The organism is Achromobacter sp. AONIH1 (assembly GCF_002902905.1).
Taxonomy (GTDB): Bacteria; Pseudomonadota; Gammaproteobacteria; order Burkholderiales; family Burkholderiaceae_B; genus Achromobacter.
Genome location: NZ_CP026124.1, coordinates 6312923 through 6339426, shown reverse-complemented (window position 1 = coordinate 6339426; position 26504 = coordinate 6312923). Strand labels below are relative to the sequence as shown.

General features: G+C 70.4%; 24 protein-coding genes. 8 read left to right on the top strand and 16 right to left on the bottom strand.

Features of this window, described 5'->3' with window-relative positions:
* Position 1: 1 nt before the first annotated feature.
* Genes urtD through urtA form a run of 4 tightly spaced genes read right to left on the bottom strand, consistent with a single transcriptional unit; the run spans position 2 to position 4897 of the window.
* The gene (urtD, locus tag C2U31_RS28935; protein WP_103275938.1) at positions 2-841 is read right to left on the bottom strand and encodes an urea ABC transporter ATP-binding protein UrtD; all 840 of its coding nucleotides are present in this window, start codon (positions 839-841) and stop codon (positions 2-4) included.
* Positions 838-2010: an urea ABC transporter permease subunit UrtC gene (gene urtC / locus C2U31_RS28930; RefSeq protein ID WP_103275937.1), complete on the bottom strand. Its 1173-nt coding sequence runs from the start codon at positions 2008-2010 to the stop codon at positions 838-840. Before urtC ends, urtD begins: the two co-directional genes overlap by 4 nt.
* Entirely contained in the window at positions 2007-3629 is a 1623-nt protein-coding gene (urtB, locus tag C2U31_RS28925) for an urea ABC transporter permease subunit UrtB (protein ID WP_103275936.1), read from the bottom strand. The genes urtC and urtB overlap by 4 nt, the downstream gene beginning before the upstream one ends.
* A gap of 14 nt (positions 3630-3643) precedes the next feature.
* Positions 3644-4897 (bottom strand): urea ABC transporter substrate-binding protein, encoded by a 1254-nt coding sequence (gene urtA, locus C2U31_RS28920; protein ID WP_103275935.1) that lies wholly within the window; start codon positions 4895-4897, stop codon positions 3644-3646.
* A gap of 379 nt (positions 4898-5276) precedes the next feature.
* Between urtA and atzF the strand changes: the two genes are divergently transcribed.
* Genes atzF through C2U31_RS28905 form a run of 3 tightly spaced genes read left to right on the top strand, consistent with a single transcriptional unit; the run spans position 5277 to position 11478 of the window.
* The gene (gene atzF / locus C2U31_RS28915; protein WP_103275934.1) at positions 5277-7109 is read left to right on the top strand and encodes an allophanate hydrolase; all 1833 of its coding nucleotides are present in this window, start codon (positions 5277-5279) and stop codon (positions 7107-7109) included.
* 29 nt (positions 7110-7138) lie between these two features.
* A complete protein-coding gene (uca, locus tag C2U31_RS28910) occupies positions 7139-10789 on the top strand; it encodes an urea carboxylase (RefSeq protein ID WP_103275933.1) in 3651 nt (1216 codons plus the stop codon).
* Complete coding sequence (locus C2U31_RS28905) at positions 10774-11478, top strand: GntR family transcriptional regulator (RefSeq protein ID WP_103275932.1); 705 nt, start codon at positions 10774-10776, stop codon at positions 11476-11478. Before uca ends, C2U31_RS28905 begins: the two co-directional genes overlap by 16 nt.
* Before the next feature lie 68 nt (positions 11479-11546).
* Here the strand turns inward: C2U31_RS28905 and C2U31_RS28900 are convergent, their stop codons facing one another.
* The 5 genes from C2U31_RS28900 to C2U31_RS28880 form a co-directional block, all read right to left on the bottom strand.
* Positions 11547-12368: an anti-sigma factor gene (locus tag C2U31_RS28900; RefSeq protein ID WP_103275931.1), complete on the bottom strand. Its 822-nt coding sequence runs from the start codon at positions 12366-12368 to the stop codon at positions 11547-11549.
* A gap of 139 nt (positions 12369-12507) precedes the next feature.
* The gene (locus C2U31_RS28895) at positions 12508-13020 is read right to left on the bottom strand and encodes an RNA polymerase sigma factor (RefSeq protein ID WP_103275930.1); all 513 of its coding nucleotides are present in this window, start codon (positions 13018-13020) and stop codon (positions 12508-12510) included.
* 21 nt (positions 13021-13041) lie between these two features.
* Complete coding sequence (locus tag C2U31_RS28890) at positions 13042-13410, bottom strand: hypothetical protein (protein WP_103275929.1); 369 nt, start codon at positions 13408-13410, stop codon at positions 13042-13044.
* A 102-nt stretch (positions 13411-13512) separates the two neighbouring features.
* Complete coding sequence (locus C2U31_RS28885; RefSeq protein ID WP_103275928.1) at positions 13513-14001, bottom strand: GNAT family N-acetyltransferase; 489 nt, start codon at positions 13999-14001, stop codon at positions 13513-13515.
* A complete protein-coding gene (locus C2U31_RS28880; RefSeq protein WP_103275927.1) occupies positions 13998-14933 on the bottom strand; it encodes a LysR family transcriptional regulator in 936 nt (311 codons plus the stop codon). The genes C2U31_RS28885 and C2U31_RS28880 overlap by 4 nt, the downstream gene beginning before the upstream one ends.
* 61 nt (positions 14934-14994) lie before the next feature.
* Between C2U31_RS28880 and C2U31_RS28875 the strand changes: the two genes are divergently transcribed.
* Both C2U31_RS28875 and C2U31_RS28870 read left to right on the top strand, forming a co-directional pair.
* Positions 14995-16083: a 4-oxalomesaconate tautomerase gene (locus tag C2U31_RS28875; RefSeq protein ID WP_103275926.1), complete on the top strand. Its 1089-nt coding sequence runs from the start codon at positions 14995-14997 to the stop codon at positions 16081-16083.
* A gap of 32 nt (positions 16084-16115) precedes the next feature.
* Positions 16116-17090: a tripartite tricarboxylate transporter substrate binding protein gene (locus tag C2U31_RS28870; protein WP_103275925.1), complete on the top strand. Its 975-nt coding sequence runs from the start codon at positions 16116-16118 to the stop codon at positions 17088-17090.
* A 10-nt stretch (positions 17091-17100) separates the two neighbouring features.
* On the opposite strand, the gene C2U31_RS28865 is transcribed toward C2U31_RS28870, so the two are convergent.
* The 6 genes from C2U31_RS28865 to C2U31_RS28840 form a co-directional block, all read right to left on the bottom strand.
* On the bottom strand, positions 17101-18507 hold the full coding sequence (locus tag C2U31_RS28865) for a DUF1501 domain-containing protein (protein ID WP_103275924.1): 1407 nt from the start codon (positions 18505-18507) through the stop codon (positions 17101-17103).
* Positions 18504-20066 carry a DUF1800 family protein gene (locus tag C2U31_RS28860; RefSeq protein WP_103275923.1) on the bottom strand — a complete coding sequence of 521 codons (1563 nt, stop codon included), beginning with the start codon at positions 20064-20066 and terminating at the stop codon, positions 18504-18506. Before C2U31_RS28860 ends, C2U31_RS28865 begins: the two co-directional genes overlap by 4 nt.
* Positions 20067-20211: 145 nt before the next feature.
* Positions 20212-20916, bottom strand: coding sequence for an SDR family oxidoreductase (locus C2U31_RS28855; RefSeq protein WP_103275922.1), 705 nt, complete (start codon positions 20914-20916; stop codon positions 20212-20214).
* A gap of 132 nt (positions 20917-21048) precedes the next feature.
* The gene (gene azu, locus C2U31_RS28850; RefSeq protein WP_103276633.1) at positions 21049-21501 is read right to left on the bottom strand and encodes an azurin; all 453 of its coding nucleotides are present in this window, start codon (positions 21499-21501) and stop codon (positions 21049-21051) included.
* Positions 21502-21763: 262 nt separating this feature from the next.
* Entirely contained in the window at positions 21764-23089 is a 1326-nt protein-coding gene (locus C2U31_RS28845) for a ferric reductase-like transmembrane domain-containing protein (RefSeq protein ID WP_233772543.1), read from the bottom strand.
* Positions 23090-23214: 125 nt separating this feature from the next.
* Positions 23215-23538, bottom strand: coding sequence for a PepSY domain-containing protein (locus tag C2U31_RS28840; RefSeq protein ID WP_103275920.1), 324 nt, complete (start codon positions 23536-23538; stop codon positions 23215-23217).
* 129 nt (positions 23539-23667) lie between these two features.
* Here C2U31_RS28840 and C2U31_RS28835 point away from each other — a divergent pair, with 129 nt between their 5' ends.
* The 3 genes from C2U31_RS28835 to C2U31_RS28825 are packed head-to-tail and all read left to right on the top strand — an operon-like array spanning position 23668 to position 26086.
* Positions 23668-24045, top strand: coding sequence for a PepSY domain-containing protein (locus tag C2U31_RS28835; protein ID WP_103275919.1), 378 nt, complete (start codon positions 23668-23670; stop codon positions 24043-24045).
* A complete protein-coding gene (locus C2U31_RS28830) occupies positions 24045-24707 on the top strand; it encodes a response regulator transcription factor (protein ID WP_103275918.1) in 663 nt (220 codons plus the stop codon). The genes C2U31_RS28835 and C2U31_RS28830 overlap by 1 nt, the downstream gene beginning before the upstream one ends.
* Positions 24704-26086, top strand: coding sequence for a sensor histidine kinase (locus tag C2U31_RS28825; protein WP_103275917.1), 1383 nt, complete (start codon positions 24704-24706; stop codon positions 26084-26086). The genes C2U31_RS28830 and C2U31_RS28825 overlap by 4 nt, the downstream gene beginning before the upstream one ends.
* On the opposite strand, the gene C2U31_RS28820 is transcribed toward C2U31_RS28825, so the two are convergent.
* Positions 26070-26498, bottom strand: coding sequence for a universal stress protein (locus C2U31_RS28820; RefSeq protein WP_103275916.1), 429 nt, complete (start codon positions 26496-26498; stop codon positions 26070-26072). The two genes, C2U31_RS28825 and C2U31_RS28820, sit on opposite strands and share 17 nt — an antisense overlap.
* Positions 26499-26504: the final 6 nt, after the last annotated feature.

Sequence of the window (26504 nt, the reverse complement as noted above, 5' to 3'; positions counted from 1 at the left end):
ACTAGCGCCCCAGATACACTTCGATCACGCGGGGGTCGGCCTGTACCTTGGCCATCGGCCCCTCGGCCAGCACCGCGCCCTCATGCAGCACCGTGACCTTGCCGTCGCCGGCGATCTGGTTGACGAAGTCCATGTCGTGCTCCACCACCATCAGCGAATGGCGGCCGCGCAGCGCATTGAGCAGCTCGCCGGTGCGCTCGGTCTCGGCGTCGGTCATGCCGGCCACCGGTTCGTCCAGCAGCAGGAGTCGCGGCTCCTGCATCAGCAGCATGCCGATCTCCAGCCATTGCTTCTGGCCGTGCGACAGCAGGCCGGCCTCGCGGAACGCCTCGGGCCGCAGGCGCACCAGGTCCAGCGTCTCGCCGATGCGGTCGGCCTGCGCGCCGCTCAGTCGCGCGAACAGTGTGGGGCGCACGCGCTTGTCGGCGCGCATGGCCAGCTCCAGGTTCTCGAACACCGTGTGCTGCTCGAACACCGTGGGCCGCTGGAACTTGCGGCCGATGCCCGCATGCGCGATCTGCGTTTCGCTGAGCGTGGTCAGATCGATGCTCTGGCCGAAGTAGGCGCTGCCGGACGCGGGCCGGGTCTTGCCGGTGATCACGTCCATCATGGTGGTCTTGCCGGCGCCGTTGGGACCGATGATGCAGCGCAGTTCGCCCACGCCGATGTCCAGCGTCAGGCCGTTGAGCGCCTTGAAACCGTCGAAGCTGACCGTGACGTCTTCCAGGTACAGGATGGCGCCGTGGGTGGTGTCCAGTCCCTTGGCGCTGACGCGGCCGTAGCCGGCTTCGCCGCTGGGGCCGCCGTCCAGCGGATCGGATGCGGGGTGGGGAGTATTCATGCCTTGGGCTCCTGGACGGGGGCGGGCGCGACGCAGGACAGCGTGTCGCGGCGGCGGGCCGAGAGGCGGGCGGCGATGCGGCGGGCCAGGCCGACGATGCCGGTTGGCAGGAACAGCGTGACCAGCACGAAGATCAGTCCCAGCGCGTAGAGCCAGAATTCCGGCAGCACGCTGGTGAACCAGGTCTTCAGGCCGTTGACCGCGCCGGCGCCGATGATGGGGCCGATCAGCGTGCCGCGTCCGCCCGTGGCCACCCAGATCACCATTTCGATGGAGTTCTCGGTGGACATCTCGCCGGGATTGATGATGCCGACCTGCGGCACGTACAGCGCGCCGGCGATGCCGCAGAGCACGGCCGACAGCGTCCAGACGAAGAGCTTGAAGCCCAGCGGCTCGTAGCCGATGAAGCGCAGCCGGCTTTCGCTGTCGCGCACGGCGGTCAGCACCCGGCCCAGCTTGGACTGCGTGACGGCGCGCGCCAGCACCAGCGCGCCGGCCAGCGCCGCCAGCGTGCACCAGTACAGCGCGGCGCGCGTGCCCGGCGCCGTGATGTCGTAGCCCAGGATGCGCTTGAAGTCGGTGAAGCCGTTATTGCCGCCGAAGCCGGTGTCGTTGCGGAAGAACAGCAGCATGGCCGCGAAGGTCAGCGCCTGCGTGATGATGGAGAAGTACACGCCCTTGATGCGCGAGCGGAAAGCGAAGTAGCCGAACAGAAAGGCCAGCGCGCCCGGAACCAGCACGACCAGCAGCATGGCGTACCAGAAGTGCTCGGTGTACGACCAGTACCAGGGGTAGCTCTTCCAGTCCAGGAACACCATGAAGTCCGGCAGCGTGCTCTGGTAGGCGCCGTCGCGGCCGATGGCGCGCATCAGGTACATGCCGTGGGCATAGCCGCCCAGCGCGAAGAACAGGCCGTGGCCCAGCGACAGGATACCGGCGTAGCCCCAGACCAGGTCCAGCGCCAGCGCGGCCAGCGCGTAGCACATGAACTTGCCCAGCAGGGCGACGGCATAGGACGAGACATGCAGCGGATGGCCCGGAGAGTACGCCAGGTTCAGCAGCGGCAGCAGCGCCAGCAGCGCGGCGACGATGGCCAGCGCCGCCCAGGCGCGGGGGGAATACAGCGGCCGGCGCAACGCCAGGCCCGGATCCTGCGCGGCGGGCTTCATTCGACGCTCCGGCCGCGCGGGGCGAACAGGCCTTGCGGCCGCTTCTGCACAAACAGCACGATAAGCGCCAGGATGGTGATCTTGGCCATGACCGCTCCCGCATAGGGTTCCAGGAATTTGTTGACGCCGCCCAGGCCCAGCGCGGCGATGACGGTGCCGGCCAGCTGGCCCACGCCGCCCAGCACCACCACCATGAACGAATCGACGATGTAGCCGCGCCCCAGGTCCGGGCCCACATTGCCCAGCTGCGACAGCGCCACGCCGGCCAGCCCGGCGATGCCCGAGCCCAGGCCGAAGGCCAGCATGTCCACGCGTCCGGTGGGCACGCCGGTGCAGTCGGCCATGCGCCGGTTCTGCGTGATGGCGCGCACGAACAGGCCCAGGCGCGTGTGGTTGAGCAAGACCCAGACCAGCGCCACCACGGCCAGCGCGAAGCCGATGATGACCAGGCGGTTGTAGCTGAGCACCAGTCCGCCCAGCACCGTGACGCCGCCCGACATCCAGCCCGGATTGCCGACCTCTACGTTCTGCGCGCCGAACAGGCTGCGCACGCCCTGCATCAGCATCAGGCTGATGCCCCAGGTCGCCAGCAGCGTTTCCAGGGGCCGGCCGTAGAGCCAGCGGATCACGGTGCGTTCCAGCGCCATGCCCACCAGCGCCGTGACCAGGAAGGCCAGCGGCAGCGCCGCCGCCACGTACCAATCCAGCCAGCCAGGCAGCCAGGCGCGGAACAGCGTCTGCACCACATAGGTAACGTAGGCGCCGATCATCAGCAGCTCGCCATGCGCCATATTGATCACGCCCATCAGCCCGAAGGTGATGGCCAGCCCCAGCGCCGCCAGCAGCAGCACGCTGCCCAGGCTCAGGCCGTAGAAGAGATTGCCTGCCCATTCGACGGTGGCCAGGCGGCGGTCGATGCGGCGCAGCGCGTCGGCGGCGGCCTCGCGCACGCCGGCGTCGGGTTCGGCATAGGCGCCGTCGCGCTGTTGCGTCAAGGCCGCCAGCACGGGACGAAACGCGGCGTCGTCACTGCGGCCCAGCAGTTCCACGGCATGACGTCGCGCGGCCGGATCGGCGCTTTGCAATTCCAGCCTGGCCTGCGCGATCTCCAGCGCGGCGCGCACGGTCGGGTCGCGTTCCGTGGCCAGCGCCTGCGCGATCAGGGGCAGCCGCGAGGGATCGTTGGTCTGTTGCAGGCGGCGCGCGGCGGCCAGCCGAGAGCCGGCATCGGCCGCGTGCAGCTGCGCGCCGGCCAGCGCTGCCTCGATGGCGCGGCGCAGGCGGTTGTTGATGCCGATGGACGCGGATCCCGCCGGCAGGTCCAGCGCGGCGCCGCTGGCCGGGTCGGTGGCGCGGGCGCCATCACCGATCAGCACGCGGCCGTCCGGCGCCGCGTAGAGCTGGTCGGCGCCCAAGGCCCGCAGCACAGCCGCGCCCTCGCCGCCGGGCAGCGCGCCCAGCGCGGCGATCGCACGCAGCCTGGCGTCGGTATCGTCGCCCGCCAGCGGCGCCAGCAGGTCCTGGCCGACGCCGGCCGCCGCCACGGGCAGCGCCGGCCAGGCCAGGAACATGGCGAGCAGGAGACGACGCAGGTAGCGTGCGATCGCAGCGTTGCGCATGGCGGCCGTCTCCCTCAGAGGCCCTGCTTGCCTTCGTTGCCCGGGATATACGGGCTCCAGGGCTGGGCGCGGATCGGACCCTTGCTCTTCCAGACCACGTTGAACTGGCCGTCGGCCTTGATCTCGCCGATGTACACCGGCTTGTGCAGGTGGTGGTTGGTCTTGTCCATCATGATCTTGAAGCCGCTGGGCGAGCTGAACGTCTGGCCGCCCATGGCCGCGATGACCTTGTCCACGTCCGTACTCTTGGCCTGCTCGACGGCCTGCTTCCACATGTGGATGCCGATGTAGGTCGCCTCCATCGGATCGTTGGTGACCACGGTCGCGGCGTTGGGCAGGTTCTTGGCCTTGGCGTAGGCCTTCCACTTGGCGATGAAGTCGGTGTTGACCGGGGTCTTGATCGACTCGAAATAGTTCCAGGCCGCCAGGTGGCCGACCAGCGGCTTGGTGTCCACGCCGCGCAGTTCCTCTTCGCCCACCGAGAAGGCGACCACCGGCACGTCGGTGGCCTTCAGGCCGGCGTTGCCCAGTTCCTTGTAGAAGGGCACGTTGGAGTCGCCGTTGATGGTGGAGATGACGGCGGTCTTGCCGCCGGTGGCGAACTTCTTGATGTTGGCGACGATGGTCTGGTAGTCGGAATGGCCGAAGGGCGTGTAGACCTCGTCGATGTCGCTGTCCTTCACGCCTTTGGAATGCAGGAAGGCGCGCAGGATCTTGTTGGTGGTGCGCGGGTACACGTAGTCGGTGCCCAGCAGCACGAAGCGCTTGGCCCCGCCGCCGTCCTCGCTCATCAGGTACTCGACGGCGGGTATGGCCTGCTGGTTGGGCGCGGCGCCGGTGTAGAACACGTTCTTCTCCAGTTCCTCGCCTTCGTACTGCACCGGATAGAACAGCAGGCCGTTCAGCTCCTTGAACACCGGCAGCACCGATTTACGCGACACCGAGGTCCAGCAGCCGAACACCACCGCCACCTTGTCCTGCGCCAGCAGCTGGCGCGACTTCTCGGCGAACAGCGGCCAGTTCGAGGCCGGATCGACCACCACGGGCTCCAGCTTCCTGCCCATGACGCCGCCCTTGGCGTTGATCTCATCGATCGCCATCAGCGCCACGTCCTTGAGCGAGGTCTCCGAGATCGCCATCGTGCCGGACAGGGAATGCAGGATGCCGACCTTGATCGTGTCTTCGGCGGCATGGACCGAGGGCATCCAGCCGGCCAGGGCCAGCAGGCTCACGGCGGTCAGTTGCTTGAGGGCTAGTCTGCGTTTCATGGGGACTCCTGGGTAGGTTGCGCCGGCATTGCCGGCATGAAATGGACAGGGCCTGTACCGCGCCTCGCCAGGACATCAAAGCAAGACCCGTGCCAGCCGCGCCGGAGGCGGCGGCGCGGCGGGGCCGCTATATGTAGGCGGGAAGGGCGGGGCGCGGGAACGATGCGGCGGAGCGGCTTGCTCAATCTGGTGCCGCGTGCACAAAACAGGTGCGTGATCTGCGCGGCGCTGGTGCGCGCCGGCGCCGCGACGGCGCGCCGCGCCTTGTGGCCGCGCGGGATGTCGTGGCAGGGAAACAGGGGGAAAACGCGCTGCGGGCGCGGACATGGCATGCCGCTTGCTTGGGAATCCGTACTTGCATACCAGAGAGGATTCCAGCATGAACGCCGCAGCAACTCAGTTCGACACCGCCGGTTGGACCATCGCGCAATGGCAGGCCGCCTATTTCGCGGGCGCCCGGCCCGAGGCGCTGCTGGCCGGCCACGCCGCCGCGCCGGACGCGCCCGCCGACAATGCCTGGATCCTGCGGGTCGACGGCCAGGCGCTGGCGCGCCAGCTGGACGAACTGGCGCGGCTGCTGGCGGCGGCGGACGGCGACCTGTCGCGCCTGCCGCTGTATGGCGTGCCCTACGCGGTCAAGGACAACATCGACGTCGCGGGCTGGCCGACCACCGCCGCCTGCCCCGCGTTCGCCTACACGCCCGACGAGGATGCCGGCGTGGTGCGGCGCCTGCGCGCCGCCGGCGCCATCCTGATCGGCAAGACCAATCTGGACCAGTTCGCCACCGGCCTGGTGGGCACGCGTTCGCCGCACGGCGCGGTGGCCAACGCGTTTCGGCCCGAGTACATCAGCGGCGGATCGAGTTCGGGCTCGGCCTCGGTGGTGGCGCGCGGACTGGCGGCGTTCTCGCTGGGCACCGACACGGCCGGCTCGGGACGCGTGCCGGCGGGCTTCAACAACATCGTCGGACTCAAGCCCACGCGCGGCTGGCTCAGCGCCGCCGGCGTGGTGCCGGCCTGCCGCACGCTGGACTGCGTGTCGGTGTTCGCCTTGACGGTCGACGACGCCTTGCGCGTGGCCGACATCGCCGGCGGCTACGACGCGCGCGATCCCTACTCGCGGCCCGTGCCGGCCGGCACGGCCCGTCCCTGGCCGGCGCGGCCGCGTTTCGCGGTGCCGGACAAGCTGGAGTTCCACGGCGACGCCGAGGCCGAGGCCGCCTTCGACGCGGCGCTGCGTGAGGTGCGAGCCACCGGCGCCGAGCTGCGGACCGTCGATTTCTCGCCCTATGCCGAGCTGGCCGCGCTGCTGTACCAGGGGCCGTGGGTGGCCGAGCGGTTCGCGGCGGTCGAGGCCTTGTGGCGCGAGCAGCCGGGCGTGATCGACCCGGTGGTGCGCGGCATCGTCGAAGAGGCCGGGCGCTACAGCGCGCTGGACGCCTTCCAGGCCGAATACCGCCGCGCCGCGCTGGCGCGCGTCATCCAGCAGTCGCTGGCGGACGTGGACGCGCTGCTGGTGCCCACCGCGCCGTCCATCTACACCATCGCACAGCTGCGCGAGGATCCGCTGGCGCTCAATTCGCGGCTGGGCCGCTATACCAATTTCGCCAATCTGGCCGACCTGTGCGCGCTGGCCTTGCCGGCGGGCATGCGCGGCGACGGCCTGCCCGCCGGCATCACCGTGCTGGGCCTGGCCTGGCAGGACCATGCGCTGGCCGAATTCGGCAGGCGCTGGCAGGCGCGCCTGGGCCTGCCGCTGGGCGCCACCGGCAAGCCGCTGCCCGCCGCGCCGGCGTCGCGTGATCCGGCGCCGGGCATGCTGCGCGTGGCCGTGGTGGGCGCGCACCTCAGCGGCATGCCGTTGAACCATCAGCTCCGTTCGCGCCATGCCGTCTTGGTGGAAAAGACGCGCACGGCGGGCGACTACCGGCTGTATGCGCTGGCCAACACCACGCCGCCCAAGCCGGGCCTGGCCAAGCGCGCCGATGGCGCGCCCATCGAGGTCGAGCTGTGGGACATCCCTCTCGCCGCGTTCGGCGGCTTCGTCGCCGAGATCCCGCCGCCGCTGGGCATCGGCACGCTGGAGCTGGAGGACGGGCGGCAGGTCAAGGGCTTCATCTGCGAGCCGCGCGGCCTGGAGGGCGCGAGCGACATCACGGCGCATGGCGGCTGGCGCGCCTACCTGGCCAGCCTGAATCCCGCCGTCCGCTGATCCCCCCAATTCTTTCCAGGAGTCGCAACGTGTTCGATACCGTTCTGATCGCCAACCGAGGCGAAATCGCCGTCCGCGCCATCCGTACCCTGAAGCGCCTGGGCATCCGCAGCGTGGCGGTGTATTCCGACGCCGACCGCAATGCCGCCCATGTGCGCGAGGCCGACGCTGCCGTCGCGCTGGGCGGCGAGAAAGCCGCCGACAGCTATCTGCGCATGGACCTGCTGCTGGCCGCCGCCCGCGAACAGGGCGCGCAGGCCATCTACCCCGGCTATGGCTTCCTGTCCGAAAGCGCCGAATTCGCCGAGGCCTGCGAAGCCGCCGGCATCGCCTTCGTCGGACCCACGCCCATGCAGATCCGCGAGTTCGGCCTGAAGCACCGTTCGCGCGAGCTGGCGGCGCTGGCCGGCGTGCCCATGACGCCGGGCACCGGGCTGCTGTCCAGCCTGGGCGAGGCGCTGGCGCAGGCCGAGCGCATCGGCTATCCGGTCATGCTCAAGAGCACGGCGGGCGGCGGCGGCATCGGCCTGTCGCGCTGCGACAACGAGGCCGAGCTGACGGCGGCCTTCGACAGCGTGCAGCGCATGGGCGAGCATTTCTTCCGCGACGGCGGCGCCTTCATCGAGCGCTACGTGGACAACGCGCGCCACGTCGAGGTGCAGATCTTCGGCGATGGCCAGGGCCGCGTGCTGGCGCTGGGCGAGCGCGACTGCTCGGTGCAGCGGCGCAACCAGAAGGTGATCGAGGAGACGCCGGCCCCGAACCTGCCGCCCGCCACCCGCGCCGCCTTGCTCGAAGCGGCGGTGCGGCTGGGCGAGTCGGTCGGCTACCGCTCGGCCGGCACGGTGGAGTTCATCTACGACCCGGCCCGCGACAGCTTCTATTTCCTGGAGGTCAACACGCGGCTGCAGGTCGAGCATCCGGTCACCGAGGCGGTGACGGGCCTGGACCTGGTCGAGTGCATGCTGCGCGTGGCGGCGGGCGAACCGCTGGACCTGCAAGCCATGTCGCGCGCGCCGCGTGGCGCGTCCATCGAGGTGCGGCTGTACGCCGAGGATCCGCTGCGCCAGTTCCAGCCTTCGCCGGGCGTGCTGACCGAGGTTTATTTTCCCGAGGGCCCGCGCGTGGATGGCTGGGTGGCGACCGGCACCGAGGTGCCGGCCTACTACGATCCCATGCTGGCCAAGCTGATCGTGCATGGCGACACGCGCGAAACGGCGCTGGCCCGGCTGTCCGACGCGCTGGCGCGCACGCGCCTGCACGGCATCGCCACCAACCTGGACTACCTGCGCCAGATCGTGGCCGACGCGCGCTTCGCGGCGGGGGAGCTGTCCACCCGCTTCCTGGAAACCTTCGAGTACCGGCCCGCGGCGATCGAGGTGCTGGAGGCCGGCACCTACACCAGCGTGCAGGATTATCCGGGTCGGGCCGGCTACTGGGATATCGGCGTGCCGCCGTCCGGTCCGATGGACGATTACGCGTTCCGGCTGGCCAACCGCATCGTCGGCAACGCGCCGGACGCCGCCGGCATCGAGGCCACGCTGGCCGGCCCCACGCTGCGCTTTCATGGCGACGCCGTCATCGCGCTGACCGGCGCGCAATGCGCGGCCACGCTGGACGGCGCGCCCGTGCCGATGTGGCGGCCGGTGGCGGTGCGCGCGGGCCAGGTGCTGGCCACGGGCCGCGCGCTGTCGGGCTGCCGCATGTACCTGGCCGTGCGCGACGGCCTGGACGTGCCCGTCTACCTGGGCAGCCGCTCGACCTTCGCGCTGGGACAGTTCGGAGGCCATGCCGGGCGCACGCTGCGCGTGGGCGACATGCTGCCGCGCGTGCGTCCCGAGCTGCCGGGCGCGCCCGCCGCGCCCGAGGCCGAACCGCAGGCCGCGCCGCCCGAGCTGGTGCCGGCCTATGGCGATACCTGGCGCATCGGCGTGCTATACGGGCCGCATGGCGCGCCGGACTTCTTCAAGCCGGAGGCCATCGACGCCTTCTTCGCCGCCGACTGGGAAGTCCACTACAACTCCAATCGCCTGGGCGTGCGCCTGACCGGCCCCAAGCCGGACTGGGCGCGCGAGAGCGGCGGCGAGGCCGGGCTGCATCCGTCCAACATCCACGACTGCGAATACGCCATCGGCAGCATCAACTTCACCGGCGACAGCCCCGTGATCCTGACCCGCGACGGCCCCAGCCTGGGCGGCTTCGTCTGCCCGGTCACGATCGCCAAGGCCGAGCTGTGGAAGGTGGGGCAGGTCAAGCCGGGCGACCGCATCCGCTTCGTGCGCATGGACTATGAACAGGCGGTGGCGCTGGAGGCGGCGCAGGACCACAGCCTGCGCGAGCTGAGCGCTGCGGCGCCAGCCATGCCCGCCGCCGCGTCCATCGGCGCGCCGGCCCGCGCCACCGCGTCCGAGACCATCATCGCCGCGTTGCCGGCCGAAGGGACGCGACCGTCGGTCGCCTACCGCCAGGCGGGCGACGGCTACCTGCTGCTGGAGTACGGCGACAACGTGCTGGACCTGGCGCTGCGCATGCGCATCCACCTGCTGATGGAGGCGCTGCGCGAGCGGCCGGTGGCCGGCGTGCGGGAGCTGTCGCCGGGCGTGCGTTCCCTGCAGATCCGCTACGACAGCCGCCTGATCCGCCAGGACGCGCTGATCGCGCGGCTGTTGGAGATCGAGGCCGGACTGGCCGACGTGGCCACGCTCAAGGTGCCCACGCGCGTGGTCCACCTGCCGCTGGCCTTCGAGGACAGCGCCACGCTGGGCGCGGTGCGACGCTACCAGGAGACCGTGCGCGCCAGCGCGCCCTGGCTGCCGAACAACGTGGACTTCATCCAGCGCATCAACGGCCTGGCCTCGCGCGACGAGGTGCGGCGCATCGTGTACGACGCCAGCTATCTGGTGATGGGGCTGGGCGATGTCTACCTGGGCGCGCCCTGCGCCGTGCCGATCGATCCGCGCCATCGGCTGCTGACGTCCAAGTACAACCCGGCGCGCACCTACACGGCCGAAGGCACCGTCGGCATCGGCGGCGTGTACATGTGCATCTACGGCATGGACTCGCCGGGCGGCTACCAGCTGGTGGGGCGTAGCCTGCCGATCTGGAACACGTTCATGAGGAATCCGGTGTTCCAGGACGGCAAGCCCTGGCTGTTGCGCTTCTTCGACCAGGTGCGCTTTTATCCCGTCAGCGAGGCCGAGCTGGACGTCTTGCGCGAAGACTTCCGCCACGGCCGGGCCAGCGTCCGCATCGAGGAGGAAGTGTTCGACTTCGCCGCGCATCAGCGCTTCCTGGCCGAGCAGGCGACCAGCATCGCCGCCTTCCAGACGCGCCAGAAAAGCGCCTTCGACGCGGAAGTCGCGCTGTGGCGGAGCGAGGATGTGGCGCCGCCTCCGGCCGGGCCGGAAGCCGCCCCGGAAGCGCAGGCCGAGCTGCGCGAGGGCGAGCGGCTGGTCAGCGCCGACATGTGCGGCAATGTGTGGAAGGTGCCGGTCGAGGTCGGCCAGAGCGTGTCGGCGGGCGACACGCTGGTGGTGGTCGAGGCCATGAAGATGGAGCTGTCCGTCATCGCGCCGGCCGCCGGCGTTGTGACCGCGATCCGCTGCCTGCCGGGCAAGCCCGTGAACGCCGGCGATCCGCTGGTCGTCCTGGCGGAGGATGCGCCATGCACGGTAGCCTGAGCCTGCGACCCGCGCTGGCGCTGGGGGCATCCCTGGCCGACCAGGCCTATCAGCTGATAAAGGACGATCTGTTCAGCTTCCGGCTGCTGCCCGGCGAGCGCTTCACCGAGACCGACCTGGCGGCGCGGCTGGGCGTGAGCCGCACGCCGGTGCGGTTGGGCCTGGCGCGGCTGGAGCGCGAGGGCTTCGTGCTCGCCAGCCCGCGCAGCGGCTGGCAGGCGCGGCCCTTCGACTTCGAGCGCTTCGAGGCGCTGTACGATCTGCGCATCGTGCTGGAACTGGCGGCGGTGGAACGCCTGTGCGCGCGCGAGCGCGCGGACGGGGAGGATCTGCTGGAGGCCTTGCGCGACATCTGGCACGCGCCGCCGCAGCGGCGCCTGCTGGATGGCCGGCGGGTGGCCGAGCTGGACGAGGCTTTCCACTGCGCGCTGGTCGAGGCGGCGGGCAATCCGGAAATGGCTCAGGTGCATCGTGACGTGACCGAGAAGATCCGCATCGTGCGCCGGTTGGATTTCACCAAGGACTTCCGCATCGACGCCACTTACGAGGAACATGGCGCCATCCTGAGCGCGGTGCTGGCGCGCCGGGCGGACGAGGCCGCGCGCCTGCTGCGCGCGCACATCGGCATGAGCCGGGCCGAAGTCAGCAAGATCACGCTGCGCATGCTGCACGAGGCGCGCGGCGGCTAGGGCCGGTCCACGCCGGCGCCGCCGCGCGCCGGCCGGATACGGCGCCGCGAGCGACGCGTGGCGCGATGTCAGCCCTGCAGCTGTCGGTAGACTTCCAGCGACACCCGTTGCAGTGCTTCCCGGCTGACGGCGCCCGACAGCGCGTAGCCGAACGGGCCCTCGGCCCAATAGAACACGCGTACCGGCCCTTCCTGCGTGAACTGGAAGGCGGTCTGGCCGCCGGCGGCCTCGCGCGTGACGTACAGGGTCAGGCGCTGCCCGTCGGGCGCGCCGTACATGAACAGCGCCACCGGGCCGGCGCCGCCGGGCAACAGGCGGCCGCCGACCAGCTCATAGCCCAGCGTGGACAGCGAGGGCGCGCTGACGGGCGCGCCCAGCCGCTTGGTCAGCCAGGTCACCAGGGCCTTTTCGTTGTCGCCGCCGACTTCAACCGGCCGGCCCATGTCGGGTGCGTAGACCGCGTGCGCCACGGCGGCGCGCTGCGCATAGCTGGCCGCCGCGCGCTCGGGCGTCTGGGCCGCGGCGGCCAGCGCCGCGCGGATCCGGTCGTGGTCCAGCTCGCCGCGCGCGATCCAGGCCGCGCCGCCGCTGAACACCGCCACGGCGATGCCGGCGGCCAGCGCGCGCCAGGGCCAGGCGCGCGCCGGCGGCGCCAGCGGCAGGCGCAGCGGCAGCGGCTCGTCCAGCACCGGGTCGAGCAGGGAGCGCAGCGCCTGGCGCTGCGCCTGCCATGCGTCCACGCGGGCGCGGTCCTGCGGATGCGCGGCCAGGAAGGTCTCGACCTCCGCTCGGCGCGCAGCCGCGAGCTGGCCGTCGGCGTAGGCGTGCAGGTCGGCCTCGGCGATGGGGCTGCCCATGGACGGTAGGGCATGCAGGCGTTTGTCGTTCATGTCAGTTGTCCATGACGCTGGTACATCATCCGCGACGTTTCAATCGGGCGTTGCTCCGTGGGGCCACGCGGAGCCGGCTCCGCCGGTCCGCTGTGGCGCCCCCTTGAGGGGGGGGCGCGAAGCGCTACGGGGGTGGGCTTCATTTCACGCGATGTAGCTTAGTGGCTGCTTCGCGTCCTTGCAGCAGCGCGCCCAGCCGTTCGCGGGCGCGCGACAGGCGCGACATCACCGTGCCGATCGGCACGTCCAGGACTTGCGCGGTGTCCTGGTAGGACAGCTCCTCGACGCAGACCAGCAGCAGCACCTCGCGCTGTTCGGGCGGCAGCGCCCGCAGGCAGCGGTCCAGGTCGCGCACGTCCAGCCCGTCGGACTGGGTGGCGCGCACCGGCACCTCGGGCAGCTCGTCCACGGGCGTCAGCTCGGCCTGCCGCCGGCTGGCGCGCAGGCCGTCGACGAAATGGTTGTGCATGATGCCGAACATCCATGCGCGCAGCTCGCCGCGCCGTTGCCAGCGCGAGTAGCGGCTCCAGGCGCGTTCCAGCGTGTCCTGGACCAGATCGTCGGCGCGCTGCGGATCGCCCGCCAGCCCGCGCGCATAGCGGCGCAGGCTGGGAATGCAGGCGAGGATCGCGGCTTCGTCTTCGGCGCGCATGGATCGGAGGGCGCGATGGGATCAGGGCTTGGCCGCGTGCCACACATCCTTGAAGTTGTCGCCGCTCTTGTCGCCGGCCTTGGCGTCCTTGCTGTACAGATAGACCGGCTTGCCCTTGTAGGCCCACTGCTTGCCGCCGTCGTCGCGGGTGATGATGGTGAGGTCGCCGGAGGCCTTGGCGTCGGCGGCGGCCATGACGGGCGGCCAGATCTTGGCGCACTGGTCGTTGCAGGCGCTCTTGCCGCCCGCGTCCTTGTCGAAGGTGTAGAGGGTCATGCCGGCTTCGTTGACCAGGACGCCGTCCTTGGCCTTGACGGGTTGGGCCTGGACGGCGGCCGAGAACAGGGCGGCGCCGGCCAGGGCCAGCAGGGCTGCGGTGGGTTTGCGCATGGTGTGCCTCGCGGAAAGAGTTGGGTTGGGGACTGCCTGGGATAGACGCTGCCCGCTCCTTGCTTATTCCACGTCCGGAAAAAAAATCCGGACCGGCGCGGTTCACGCCGCCGAGCGGGCCGCGGATGTGGCCAGGGGCGCGCGCGGCGCTCGGGGCGTGTAGCGCATCTCGATTTCCTGGCCCCGGGTTTCCTGGGCCGTGAAGCCCATCGCCTCGTAGAGCCGGCGCGCGGGGTTGCCGTCCAGCACCGACAGCGTCACCGGCGCGCCCTCGGCGTCGGCCTGTTCCAGCAGGCCGGCCAGCAGGCGGCGGCCCAGCCCCTGGCCCTGGAACGCGGGATCGATCTGGATCTGCACCAGGCGCCAGCCGGCGGGATCGCGATGCGCCTTGAACAGGCCGGCGGGCCGGCCATGGAACCAGACGATCTGCGCGTCGCTGAAGTGGTGACGGATGCGCGCCAGATGATGCTCGTCGTCTTGAGGGACGCCCGCGCGGTCCAGGTGTTCTGTCATGGTCGCCTTGCGCAGCGTCAGCAGGAAAGGCAGATCGTCTTCGGTGGCTGGTTGCAAGGCCAGGCAGATGAGGTTCATGGGGAGGACGGCCGGGGAGAGGGTTTGCGCTTGGCTGATTTTCCAGTCTGGTCAATCAGGTTATATAACTGTTGCGCCGCCGGCGCCAGCGGGCGGCCTCGGCGCGAGATCAGGCCAAGGCTGCGGGTGACCCTGGGCTGTTCCAGCAGCACGCTGGCCAGCGTGGAATGTCCTTTCAGCGGCATGGCCAGTCGCGGCACGGCGGCGACGCCCAGTCCGGCTTCCACCAGGCCGAGCAGCGTCATGACATGGCTGACTTCATAAGCGCTGACCGTGCGCTTGCCGCTCTTGGCCAGCGCGTCGTCGATCAGCAGCCGGTTGCCGCTTTCCTTGGCCACGGTCATGTAGCGCTCGCCCGCCAGCTCATCCCAGGTGATGCTGCGGCGGCGCGACAGCGGGTGGTCGTTGCGAACGGCAAGCACGAAGTCTTCGCGCAGCACGGCCTTGAAGTCCACGTCGGGTTCCTGGGTGCCGAAGAAGCTGATGCCGAAATCGGCACGGCCCGATACGACGCTGTTGAGCACCGTGTTGGCCGTTTCGTCAATGATGCGCACGCGGATGCGGGGAAAGCGCAGCGAATACTCGTGAATGATGGTCGGCAGGAAGTAGTACGCCACCGAGGGCACGCAGGCCACGGTGATCAGTCCCTCCCGTTGCGTGGCCAGGTCGCCAATGCTGAGCACCGCGCTTTCCAGCTCGTCGATGGCCGTCCGGGCGCGTTCGAGAAAGACTCGTCCGATATTCGTGAGGGACACGCGGCGCGTGGTGCGCTCCAGCAGCTTCGCGCCCAACTGCGCCTCCAGTTTGTCGACGCGCCGGCTCAAGGCCGGTTGCGACAGATGGAGATCCTCGGCGGCCGCGCGGAAGCTGGCGCGTTCCGCCACCGCCACGAAGGCCTGCAGTTCCTGGAGATCGAAATTGATGCGTCCCATGCATTAATCCATCCGTAAATTGCAATTCAAATATTAGCCCGCCCTGCGCAGAATGGCAGCCATGGAAACGATCATCCCTTGCGTCCTGATGCGCGGCGGCACGTCGCGCGGCCCTTTCTTCCTGGCGGATTGGCTGCCCGCCGATCCAGCCGAGCGCGACCGCTTGCTGCTGACCGCGATGGGGTCGCCGCATGCGCTGCAGGTCGATGGCCTGGGCGGCGGCAACAGCCTTACCAGCAAGGTCGCCATCGTGTCGCGTTCGCGCCGTCCCGGCTGCGATATCGACTACCTGTTCGCGCAGGTGTCGGTGGACCAGGCCAGCGTGGACCTGCGGCCCAACTGCGGCAACATGCTGTCCGGCGCCGCGCCTTTCGCCATCGATGAAGGGCTGCTCGCGGCCAACGATGGCGTGACCTCGGTGCGGGTCCACAATGTCAACACGGGATCGGTGATCGAGGCGATCGTGCAGACGCCGGGCGGCCGGCTGACCTACGAAGGCGCCGCGCGCATCGACGGCGTGGCCGGCACGGCGGCGCCTGTCCGGCTGAACTTCCTGGATGCCTGGGGCGCGGTGACTGGCGGCCTGTTCCCTTCCGGGCAGCGGCAGGACGACATCGATGGCCTGCGCGTCACGCTGATCGATGCCGCCATGCCGATGGCGCTGATGCGGGCTTCGGACCTGGGCGCGCGCGGCGACGAGACGCCGGCGGAGCTGGACGCCAATCCGGCCCTGATGGCGCGGATCGAGGCGGTGCGCCTGGAGGCGGGCCGACGCATGGGGCTGGGCGATGTCCGCGACAGCGTGCTTCCCAAGCCCGTGCTGCTGGCGCCGGGCGCGCAGCCCATGGCGCTGCGCTCGCGTTATTTCACGCCACGGTCCTGCCATCGCTCGCATGCCGCGACCGGCGCGGTGGGCGTGGCCTGCGCATTTCTCATACCGGGCACGGTGGCGCATGGCTTCGGCGGCCCGGAGCCGGCCGCTGGCAGCCGTGGCGTGCGCATCGAGCATCCGTCGGGGGCGATGGATATCGAGGTGGAGCTTGGTGACGACGGCGTCTCGATACGGCGCGCCGGTCTGGTGCGCACCGCGCGAAAGATCATGAAGGGGGTGCTGTACCTGCCCAATCCCATTTCCCGCGCCGTCCCGTAGAGGCCGGCAATCAAAAAAACAGGAGACATCCCATGCATTCCCGTTCTTTCGCCGCGGCTTGCGCCGCGGCCTTGCTGCTGCTCAACGCCACGCCGGCATCCGCCGCCTATCCGGAGCGGATGCTCACCATGGTCGTGCCCACGGCCGCCGGCGGCGGCAATGACGTGCTGGCCCGCATCGTTGGCCAGAAGATGGGCGAACTGCTTGGCCAGACCGTCGTGGTGGTGAACAAGCCGGGCGCGCAGGGCGCCATCGCCTCGGAATATGTGGCTAGGCAGGCGCCCGATGGCTACACCCTGATGCTGGGCTACATCGGCACGCACGGCATCAATCCCGCCTTGCAAAGGCTGAGCTACGATCCGGTGCGGGACTTCACGCCCATCGGCTTCGTGGCGGATTCGCCCACGCTGCTGGTGGTGAACGCCGGCCTGGGAGTGGACGACGTCGCCGGTCTGGTGAACTATGGCAAGCAGCATCCCGACGGCTTGAACTACGCATCGGCCGGCCCCGGCACCGCGCCGTCTGTCGCCGGCGTCCTCTTCAACCGCGCCGCCGGCGTGAACATGCTGGATGTGCCGTACAAAGGCTCGGCGCCGGCCATGACCGACACGCTGGCCGGGGTCACACAGGTCATGTTCCCCAGCCTGTTCAGCGCGTATCCCCAGCTTCAGTCGGGCAAGATCCGCGCCCTGGCGGTGGCTGGTCCGAAACGGCTGGCCTCGCTGCCGAACCTGCCCACGCTGGCCGAAGCGGGCGTGCCGGGCGTCGAGGTGCCGCAGTGGTATGCGGTGTTCGCGCCGGCGGGATTGGATGCGTCGGTGGCGAGCAGGCTGAATACGACATTGAATCAGGCGCTCGCGGATGCCGGCGTGGCCGCCAAGATCGCGGAGCAGGGCGCTGAGGTCCGGCGCGGTTCGTCCGAGGAGCTGGCGCGGTTCGTTGAAAGCGAGGCCGCGCGCTGGAAGCGCCTGGTCGACAGCGAGCGTCTGATGGCGGGCGGGCTGTGATCGATCTGGCCTAGGCGGCCCTGTCGGGCGCGGGCAGCAGGCCCTCCGGCCCGGGGCCGAAGCGCGACAGATTGGGAAAGGCGAGCGCCAGTTCGTCGCGGCCAGCGCCGAACCACGCGCCCAGCTCGGCGCCCAGCTGTTCCACCGCCATGTCCGGCAGCAGGCGGCCGTTGTCGACGAAGCCCGGCCCGTCCAGCGCGATATCGGGATGCGCGCCATAGCAGCGCCCGCCCCGCACCGCGCCGCCAAGCACCAGGTGATGTCCGCCCCAGCCGTGGTCCGAGCCGTTGCCGTTCGAACCCAGGGTGCGGCCGAATTCGGAAGCGGTGAAGGTGGTCACCTGATCGGCCATCCCCATCCTGTCCAGTTCCGCCTGGAAGGCCGCCAGCGCCTGGCCCAGTTCGCGCAGCAGGGCGGGATGGTCGTCGCGCAGGCCGGTGTGGTTGTCATAGCCGTTCTGGGACACGAAGAACACTTGGCGGCGCGCGCCCAGCGGCTGGCGCGCGGCGATGATGCGGGCCACGATGCGCAGCTGCCCCGCCAGCGGCGTATCGACGCCGGCGAAGCTGGGCGGTGGCGGCACGGCGGCCAGCGCATCGCGCAGGCGCGCGTCCGTGGCGATCGAGCGCAGGGCGATGGCCGCCAGCTCGCTTTCCATCAGGTGCGGGCGCGGCGCGGTGATCAGATCGCGCAGCAGCGCGGTGCAGGCTTCGGAGCCGTAGAGCCCGTGGCGCAGCAGGTCGATGGCGGTCGATCCCAGCGGACCGACGCGATAGCCGGAGGAATGGCGGCCGGCCAGCAGCACCGTGTTGCCGCCGGCGGTGACGCCCGCCATGCCCGATGTGGCCGAGCCGGCCAGCAGCAGATCGGTCAGGCGTCCGGCCCAGCCGGACGACGCGCCTTCCGGCGCCAGCGCCTGCCAGTACGACTGCTGGTCGTTGTGCGAGAACAGCTTGGGCGGCAGCGCGGCTTTCCCGGCCACATAGTCGGCCTTGCTGGTGGGCGCGACCAGCGGACCGACGTTCAGCGCCACGGCCAGGCGCCCGCGCGCGTACAGGGGCGCCAGCGGCGCCAGCGATGGGGCCAGCGCGAAGCGCATGCCGTTGGCCTCCGGCCCGTTGCCCAGGACGGTGGCGTGCAGCGACTCGCGCGGCAGCGCGATGTCGGCGCGCGCGGCGGCGTAGGCGCGGTGCGAGGCCTCGTCATACGGCACGATGGTGTTGTATGGGTCGTTGCCGCCGTACAGGAACACGCAGACCAGCGCCTTGTAGGAGCCGGCGGGCGCTTCATGCGCCGCGGCCGCGCCCAGCGCCGCCAGGTTGGCGGCCAGCGGCGCCGCGGCGCCCGCCGCCCCGAGCGCGCAGGCGCGTAGCAGGAAAGCGCGCCGGCCGGCATCGGCATGTCGTGTCGCAGTCATTTCTGCACCAGATATTCGGGCGAGGCCGCCACCAGCACGATGGCGGCGCGCACGCGGTCGCGCGGCCGCTCGGGCGGGATGTCGCGCAGCGCCGTCGCGATCCGTCGCGCCGTCGCCTCGCTGAAGGCGTCGCCCGCCAGCAGCAGCGCGACATGGGCGACCAGCGCATCGGGATCGCCGGCCAGCGCCAGCTCGGCGGCGTAGTCGGTCTGCAGGTCTTCCCAGCCCCGATCGGCGTAGATGGCGAGGAAGTTCAGGTAGCCGGCGATGCTGGTTTCGTCGGTGATCTGCAATTCCGGCGCGGCCAGGCCCTGGCGCGCCAGCTCGGTGGCGGCGCGCGTGTAGCGCGGCCGGAAGAAGTTGAACACGCTGGGCGCGCGCATCGGGCTTTGCGCCAGCCGGATGGTGTTGTCGCTGGTGTCGGGCATGGCCCAGGCGCCGTTGCTCGAGCGCGCGCCGAAGGCCCGCGCCCAGCCGGAGAAGCGCAGGATGGGTTCGCGCACCTTGCCCCAATGGGGCGAGGCCAGGTCGGGAAAGCGCGCCTCCGGGTCGAGCAGCACGGCGCGCGTCACGGCCTTCAGGTTGCCGCGCGCGCCCAGGCCGTCGTCGGCGAAGACCGCCGCCACGCGCGCCACGTAGGCCGGGCTGGGATTGCTGGCGACCAGCCGTTGAATCAGCTGCGCGCCGATGAAGGGGCCGACGTTGGGATGGGCCGAGATCGCGTCCATGGCCAGCGCCAGCGACTGCGGGCCGCCCGTGCCGGCCGGAATGACTGTGCCCAGGAAGCGCTTTTCCGCCATCGAATGCAGCGCGGGGTCCAGCTTCATCGGCCGGCGGTGGAATTCCACGTCGGTTTCTGGGCCATCCAGGTCCCAGCCGGTGAAGACCCGGGCCAGGCCCTGGACGTCGGCGTTCGTATAGGTTTCCACCGGCGCGCCGCCTTCCAGGCGGGGCGTGCCGTCGGGATGCAGTTGCAGCAGGCCGATGCTGAACAGCTGCATGACCTCGCGCGCGTAGTTCTCGTCGGGATGGCGGCCGGTGCGCGGGTCTTCCTTGCGGCTGCCGCGATAGGTCAGCATGCAGCCCATGGACAGGTTGCGGCTGACGGCGGCGAGCAGGCTCCGGTAGTTGCCCAGCGCATGTTCGGCCAGCAGGTCCATGAAGCCGGCCGCGCCGAACAGCGGCCAGGACGCGGTGATGGACGCCACGTTCACCACGAAGATCTCGGACAGCGCGAAGGCGACGCGGGTGCGCACCTGGTCGGTGGCGCTGATGAACTTGCGCCACAGCGTCGCGTCCAGCGGCGCGTTGATGCCGTTGCCCTTGTATTCCTCGGTGTTCCTGCCCTGTTGCAGCAGCCAGTCGAAATGCGTCTGCGACGGCGGCATGGCCAGCTGCGCGTCCAGCCACGCGGCATAGCCGTCGCGCATGACGGCGGCGATATCCGCCGGCGTGGCGCCGAAAGTGGCCTGGGCCAGGAAGCGCGAGGCCTGGCCGGCGTTGGGCGGGGGATAGTCGGCCGGCGCCGTGGCGGGCGCCATGGACGGCGTCGCGGGCATGGCGGGCGCCTTCGTCGGGAAGCGGAACCCTAAGGTAACGACGGGCGCGCCTGAGCTTCAATACCGCCAGACGGATGAGCGCCATCCAAAGGATGAGCCGTCCCCCGCGCCGCGCCGGGCGGACGCTCGGGGACAGCCGACTGGATTAGACCGAACGGGTGATGCCGCCGTCGATGCGGATGTTCTGGCCGGTGATGTAGGACGAAGCGTCAGAGGCCAGGAAGGCGATCAGGTCGGCCACTTCCTGGGCCGTGCCGTAGCGGCCCATCGGAATGCGGGAGCGGCGCTCTTCCTTTTCGGGCAGGCTGTCGATGAAGCCGGGCAGCACGTTGTTCATGCGCACGTTGTGCGCCGCGTACTCGTCCGAGAACACCTTGGTGAAGGCGGCTAGGCCGGCGCGGAACACGCCGGAGGTCGGGAACAGCGCTTCGGGCTCGAAGGTGGCGTAGGTGGAGATGTTGACGATGGCGCCGGACCGCTGCGCCTGCATGATCGGGGCCACCAGGCGCGTGATGCGCACGACGTTGAGCAGGTAGAACTCCATGCCCAGCTGCCAGTCGGCGTCGCTGATCTCCAGCAGCGGACCCTTGGGGCCGTGGCCGGCGCTGTTGACCACCGCGTCGATGCGGCCCCACTTGGCCATCACCGTCTCGACCAGGCGCGCCAGGTCCTCGGGCGAGCGGTTCGAGCCGGTCACGCCCAGTCCGCCCAGTTCTCCAGCCAGGGCCTCGCCCTTGCCCGACGAGGACAGGATGGCGACGCGAAAGCCATCGGCCGCCAGCTTGCGCGCCGCGGCCGCGCCCATGCCGCTGCCGCCGGCGGTGACGATCGCTACTTTTTCCTTGCTCATGTTCGCTCCTGCGTGTGGGGCCGTGCCCGGGATCATGGGAGCGGCCATTGTAGGGGCAGGCGCCGGACGGCAAAACGCCCCGCGCTTCCGGCCGGGGGCCGGGAGGACGGGGCGCCGCGAGACGCGGGCGGGTCAGTCGACCAGCTTGAGCGTGCCCTTCATCATGGCGAAGTGGCCGGGGAAGGAGCAGAAGTAGGTGTAGTCCTGGCCAGCCGCGAGCTTGCTCACGTCGAAGGTCACGGAATCCGATTCGCCGCCGCCGATCACCTTGGTGTGGGCGATGACGCGGGCGTCATCCTTCTTGACGTAGTCGGAGGGCAGGCCGGCGGCCATGCCGTCGTTCACCGCGCCCTGCATGTCGGCCGTCTTGGTCAGCACCCAGTTGTGGCCCATGACGTTCTTGGCCAGCTTGCCGGGATGCTTCAGGTTCACCGTGAACTGCTTGCAGCTCTTGCTGACGGTGATTTCCTTCTTGTCGAACTGCATCTGGTCATTGCCCGCGATGTCGACCGAGCATTCGGCCGCCAGCACCGGGGTCGAAGCCACCGCCAGGATCGCCGCGACGCAGAGTTTCTTGAACACCATATACATGCCTCCAGATTTTCGGGTAGAGGGTTGCTGGCCGCCCGCCGCGGACCGCCGGGACGGGGTCCGGGCCTCGGGCTTGCCGGGATGGATCTATTGTCGTCCCGATCGCGAGCGGATCGGGCGTCGAGGACGGGACGGGTTTGACCCAGCGCAAGCAAAGCCGATCGCGTTGCCGGAAATCCTGCGGAAAACGGAGCAGTCCGCCGGCGCGGCGAGCGGCGCAGCGGCCCCGCCTTGACGCGCGGGGCCGTCTTCGATGCTAACGCATCTGGAACGCTTCCTGATGCCAGCGCACGTCGGTCCGGCCCAGCCGTCGCAGGCCGTCGCGCAGGCTGCGCGCCAGTCCGGCGGGACCGCAGAACCAGACCTGGGCGGCATGTCCCGGGGCCGAATCCAGCGTCAGCTGCGTCGCGTCCAGCCGCTGTCCCCGGGCCGCGTCATGGATGTTCAGCTGGATCGAGGGCAGGGCCGCGCAGCGTTCCCGCAGCGTGGCGGCGAAGGGATCGGCGGCCGCGTCGCGCACGCAGTAATGCAGTTGCGCGCTGGGCGCACGGCTCGGGTCGGCGGCCAGGGTGTCCAACCAGGCCAGGAAGGGCGTGATGCCGATGCCGCCCGCGACCCAGACCTGCGGCGCGCCCGCGTCGGCGTCGAGCTGGAAGCAGCCGTTGGGGCCTTCGACCTCCACCGGCTGGCCCACGCGCAGCGCGCCGGGAAGCCGCGAGGTGTAGTCGCCCAGCGCCTTGATTTCGAAGCGGATGGTGCCATCCGGCCTGGGCGCGCTGGCGATGGTGTACGGATGCGCGCCCTCGCGGCGGTCGAAGCGCACGAAGGCGAACTGTCCCGCCTGGTGGCCGCGCCAGCCCGCGTCCAGGCGGCATTCGACTTCCAGCACGCCGTCGCGCTTGCGCTCCAGCGCCGTGATGCGTCCGTGGCTGCGGCGACCGTGGCCGATGCGGCCGGCCAGCGCCACGCCGGCGCTCCAGGCGCCGGCCGCCAGCAGCGGGACGAGCAGCAGGCCGGTGATGCCGGTCCAGTAGCCGGCGGGCGCGAGCGCCACGGCGTGGAAGGCCAGAACCAGGAACAGCGCGGGCATGACGCGATGGATCAGGCGCCATGCGTGATAGGGAAAGCGGCGCCATAGCGTCAGCGCCAGCATCAGCAGCAGCGCATAGATCGACCATTCACCCAGGTCCTTGGCGATGCCGCGGCTGCCTTCGAACAGGGCCAGCGTCAGGTCGCGCGCGGGCCGGCCCTGCGTGCCCAGAAGGGATTTCATGGGACCGCTGGCCAACTTGATCAGCCAGTGCGCGGCGCCGGCGCCGACGGCCAGTATGCCCGCCCACTTATGCAGCCGGTAGACCCGGTCCATGCCGCCCAGCGGTCGCTCCAGCCAGGCCGGGCGCAACGCCAGCAGCATGATCAGCGCCATCAGCGCGATGGACCAGATGCCCGTCAGGTACAGGGCCTGTCGTTGCAGAACCCAGGGCCAGGCGCCGGCGGGCGCGGCTTGCAGGACGAATACGTCGCAGGCCCAGGCGAGCGTGAGGACGATCAGGAAACCGCCCAGGGCGGTACGGGTTTTCATGATGACTTCCATCGAAGAAGGCCGCCCGGGAGGGCGGGACGGGCGCGGACAGTCAAAGGGGAGCGCCGGGGACGGCGCGGGGGCGGCGCTGCGCCGGCGCCGCCCGCCCCGGGGGAAACGCCGCCTCAATCCTTCAGGCGGCTGCGCAGCACGGCGCCGTTCTGCGCGTCCACGCGCAGCTTCACGCGCTGGCCCTGTGGGTTGTCGGCCTTCACGTCGTAGCGGCCATGTTCCAGTTCGATCTCGGTGATATTGCGGTAGCCGGCGCTGGTCAGCGTGTCGTAGACCTGGCGCACGGTCAGGAACGTTTGGGGTTGGACCGTGGCGACGGGGGCCGCGGCGGCGGGAGCGGCCGCGGGCTGGGGCGCGGTCTGGGCGTAGGCGGCGGAGCCTGCCAGCGTGGCGGCGCCCAGGGCAAGCGCGGCGAAAGTGTTGCGGATCGAGGTCATGAGTGGGTCTCCTTGACGAGGGGCATGGCGCGAGATCGGCCACGGAACGCATTATTCGCAAGAGGCCATGAACCCTTTCTGAAGCGGCCGTTCACCCGCCGTTCATCCTGGACGCGGTATAAGAACCTCATGTTTTCCTTCAATCTGCGCGGCGCTGGCCGCTATCCGATCGCGCGCCCCGGCCTCTGGCTGTGCGGCGCCGCCCTGGCCGTGGTCCTGGCCGCGGGTCCGGGCCTGGGCACGGCCGGCGAGGACGACCACGACCGTGCGCGCCAGGCCTTGCAGGATGGCAAGATCCTGCCGCTGCGCGACGTGCTGGACCGGGTCGAGCGCGACTATCCCGGCCAGGTGGTCAAGGTCGAGTTCGAAGAGGATGATGGCGAATTCATCTACGAGATCCGGCTGCTGCAGAGCGGCGGCGGGCTGATCAAGATGAAAATCGACGCGCGCGACGGCAAGGTGCTGGGCGTGAAGGGGCGGGACATTCAATTCCGGGGCAAACACTGATGCGGATCCTCGTGGTGGAAGACGAGCCCACGTTGTCGGCGCAGCTGTCCGAGGCGCTGGGCCAGGCGGGCTATCTGGTGGACAGCGCGGCGGATGGCGGACGCGCGCACTACCTGGGCGAGGTCGAAACCTATGACCTGGTGGTGCTGGACCTGGGGCTGCCGGTGATGGACGGCCTGACGGTGCTGAAGAAATGGCGCGCGGCGGGGCTGGGCATGCCGGTGCTGATCCTGACCGCGCGCGACAACTGGCACGAGAAGGTCGCCGGCATCGACGCCGGCGCCGACGACTACCTGACCAAGCCCTTCCACATGGAAGAGCTGCTGGCGAGGCTGCGCGCCCTGCTCAGGCGCCAGAGCGCTCACACCAGCGCGCAATGGCGCTGCGGCCCGATCATGCTGGACACGCGCCAGGCCCGCGTCACCGTGGACGGCCAGGCGCTGTCGCTGACCAGCCATGAATTCAAGGTGCTGGCCGTGCTGATGCAGCGCGCCGGCGAGGTGGTCTCGCGCGCCGAGCTGAACGAGCACATCTACGCGCAGGACCAGGACCGCGATTCCAACACCATCGAGGTCTTCATCGGCCGGCTGCGCAAGAAGCTGCCGCCCGACACCATCGAAACCGTGCGTGGCCTGGGGTATCGGCTGGCGAGGACGGAATGAGCGCTGCGCGCGCGCCCGGCTCGCTGCGCTGGCGCCTGCTGGCGGGCACGCTGGCCTGGATCCTGGCCACCGTGGCGCTGGCCGGCTGGGGTCTGGGCAATCTGTTCCGCCAGCACGTGGCCGAGCAACTGCGCGCCGAGCTGGTCCTGCACCTGAACCAGCTGACCGCGGCGGTCAATGTCGCGCCCGACGGCGCGCTGAGCGTGACGCCGCTGAGCGACCCCCGGCTGGGACAGCCGCTGTCCGGGCTGTATTGGCAGATCGACCGCCTGGACGACCAGGGGCGCACGGTGATGCCCGGGGCCGCGCGCTCGCGGTCGCTGTGGGACCAGACGCTGGCCTTGCCCGACGGGGCGGTCGATGGCGCCTACGACATCGCCGGTCCCGAGCGGCACCGGCTCACGACGCTGACGCGCACGCTCAAGCCGGAAGAGTCGGAGTCCGGCGCGCTCCGGCTGGCCGTGGCGGCCGACACGGCCGCGCTGGCCGAGCCCGTGGGGCGCTTCAACCACATGCTGCTGATCGCGCTGGGCGCGCTGGCGGCGGGCCTGACGGCGGCGGCCGTGGTGCAGGTGCTGGTGGGGCTGCGGCCGCTGGCGCGGTTGCGCGCGCAGCTGGCGTCGCAGCGCGCCGGTGGCGTCACCCCGATCGAGGGAAGTTTTCCCAGCGAGATCCAACCGCTGGTCGAGGATTTCAACCGCGTGCTGGCGGTCAACGCCGACATGGTCCAGCGCGCGCGCACGCAGGCCGGCAACCTGGCGCACGCGGTCAAGACGCCCTTGAGCATCCTGGCCAATGCCGCCGCGCGCGAGGACAGCCCGCTGGCGGCGCTGGTGCGCGAGCAGGCCGCGCTGGCGCAGCGCCAGGTCGATCATCATCTGGCGCGTGCGCGGGCCGCGGCGGCGGCCGGCGCGATCGAGGGGCGCACGCCGCTGCGGCCGCCGCTTGAGGCGCTGCTGCGCGTCATGCGCCGTCTGCATGCGCAGCGCGGGCTGGATGTCGATATGCCGGCCTTTCCGGCGGATCTGGCGTTTCGCGGCAATGAGCAGGACCTGCAGGAGATGGCGGGCAATCTGCTGGACAATGCCTGCAAATGGGCGACCCGGCGCCTGCGCGTCACCGCCGAGCGTGGCGGCGACGGCATGTTGCTGATTCATATCGATGACGACGGCCCGGGCATTCCCGAGGACGAGCGCGAGCGCATCTTCGAGCGCGGCACTCGGCTGGACGAGCAGCGGCCGGGATCGGGGCTGGGATTGGATATCGCGCGCGATCTCGCGCGCAGCTATGGCGGCGACGTGCTCGCCGGGGAGTCGCCGCTGGGCGGGCTGCGCGTGACGCTGCGTCTGCCCGCCGCCCGCGTCAACGGATCAGCGTGACCGGCGCGTCGGCCAGCTGCAGTACCTGGTTGGCGACCGAGCCGACCAGGAGGCCGCTCAGCGCGCCATTGCCGCGGCTGCCCATGATGATGCGCTGGCAGCCGTGTTCGCGCGCATAGGCGTTGATCGCCACGGCCGGATTGCCGAATTCCACATGACTGGTGTAGTCGATGCCGGCGTCGTCGAGCAGCTTGCGGGCCTCGTCGGCGGCCTCCTGGCCTTCGCGCAGATAGAACTCGTCGATCATGTCCTGCGTGATCAGGCTGGACAGGCCGGCGCGGCCGCGCGGCGGCGTCTGGACATTGAGCAGGTGGACGCGGGCGGACGGCGCGCCGGCGGCCAGCGCGCGCGCGTGCAGGACGGCGCGGTTGGCGTTGTCGGAACCGTCGACGGGAACGAGCAGGTTCAGCATGGATGC

Excerpts from the sequence above, each read along its gene's own strand:
- urtC (WP_103275937.1), bottom strand. The coding sequence starts at position 2,010 with ATGAAGCCCGCCGCGCAGGATCCGGGCCTGGCGTTGCGCCGGCCGCTG.
- C2U31_RS28865 (WP_103275924.1), bottom strand. The coding sequence starts at position 18,507 with ATGACTGCGACACGACATGCCGATGCCGGCCGGCGCGCTTTCCTGCTA.
- C2U31_RS28870 (WP_103275925.1), top strand. The coding sequence starts at position 16,116 with ATGCATTCCCGTTCTTTCGCCGCGGCTTGCGCCGCGGCCTTGCTGCTG.
- C2U31_RS28895 (WP_103275930.1), bottom strand. The coding sequence starts at position 13,020 with ATGCGCGCCGAAGACGAAGCCGCGATCCTCGCCTGCATTCCCAGCCTG.
- C2U31_RS28855 (WP_103275922.1), bottom strand. The coding sequence starts at position 20,916 with ATGAGCAAGGAAAAAGTAGCGATCGTCACCGCCGGCGGCAGCGGCATG.
- azu (WP_103276633.1), bottom strand. The coding sequence starts at position 21,501 with ATGGTGTTCAAGAAACTCTGCGTCGCGGCGATCCTGGCGGTGGCTTCG.
- urtB (WP_103275936.1), bottom strand. The coding sequence starts at position 3,629 with ATGCGCAACGCTGCGATCGCACGCTACCTGCGTCGTCTCCTGCTCGCC.
- C2U31_RS28905 (WP_103275932.1), top strand. The coding sequence starts at position 10,774 with ATGCACGGTAGCCTGAGCCTGCGACCCGCGCTGGCGCTGGGGGCATCC.
- C2U31_RS28890 (WP_103275929.1), bottom strand. The coding sequence starts at position 13,410 with ATGCGCAAACCCACCGCAGCCCTGCTGGCCCTGGCCGGCGCCGCCCTG.
- urtA (WP_103275935.1), bottom strand. The coding sequence starts at position 4,897 with ATGAAACGCAGACTAGCCCTCAAGCAACTGACCGCCGTGAGCCTGCTG.
- C2U31_RS28825 (WP_103275917.1), top strand. The coding sequence starts at position 24,704 with ATGAGCGCTGCGCGCGCGCCCGGCTCGCTGCGCTGGCGCCTGCTGGCG.
- C2U31_RS28820 (WP_103275916.1), bottom strand. The coding sequence starts at position 26,498 with ATGCTGAACCTGCTCGTTCCCGTCGACGGTTCCGACAACGCCAACCGC.
- C2U31_RS28860 (WP_103275923.1), bottom strand. The coding sequence starts at position 20,066 with ATGCCCGCGACGCCGTCCATGGCGCCCGCCACGGCGCCGGCCGACTAT.
- C2U31_RS28830 (WP_103275918.1), top strand. The coding sequence starts at position 24,045 with ATGCGGATCCTCGTGGTGGAAGACGAGCCCACGTTGTCGGCGCAGCTG.
- C2U31_RS28900 (WP_103275931.1), bottom strand. The coding sequence starts at position 12,368 with ATGAACGACAAACGCCTGCATGCCCTACCGTCCATGGGCAGCCCCATC.
- C2U31_RS28885 (WP_103275928.1), bottom strand. The coding sequence starts at position 14,001 with ATGAACCTCATCTGCCTGGCCTTGCAACCAGCCACCGAAGACGATCTG.
- C2U31_RS28880 (WP_103275927.1), bottom strand. The coding sequence starts at position 14,933 with ATGGGACGCATCAATTTCGATCTCCAGGAACTGCAGGCCTTCGTGGCG.
- C2U31_RS28840 (WP_103275920.1), bottom strand. The coding sequence starts at position 23,538 with ATGACCTCGATCCGCAACACTTTCGCCGCGCTTGCCCTGGGCGCCGCC.
- urtD (WP_103275938.1), bottom strand. The coding sequence starts at position 841 with ATGAATACTCCCCACCCCGCATCCGATCCGCTGGACGGCGGCCCCAGC.
- C2U31_RS28875 (WP_103275926.1), top strand. The coding sequence starts at position 14,995 with ATGGAAACGATCATCCCTTGCGTCCTGATGCGCGGCGGCACGTCGCGC.
- atzF (WP_103275934.1), top strand. The coding sequence starts at position 5,277 with ATGAACGCCGCAGCAACTCAGTTCGACACCGCCGGTTGGACCATCGCG.
- C2U31_RS28835 (WP_103275919.1), top strand. The coding sequence starts at position 23,668 with ATGTTTTCCTTCAATCTGCGCGGCGCTGGCCGCTATCCGATCGCGCGC.
- C2U31_RS28845 (WP_233772543.1), bottom strand. The coding sequence starts at position 23,089 with ATGAAAACCCGTACCGCCCTGGGCGGTTTCCTGATCGTCCTCACGCTC.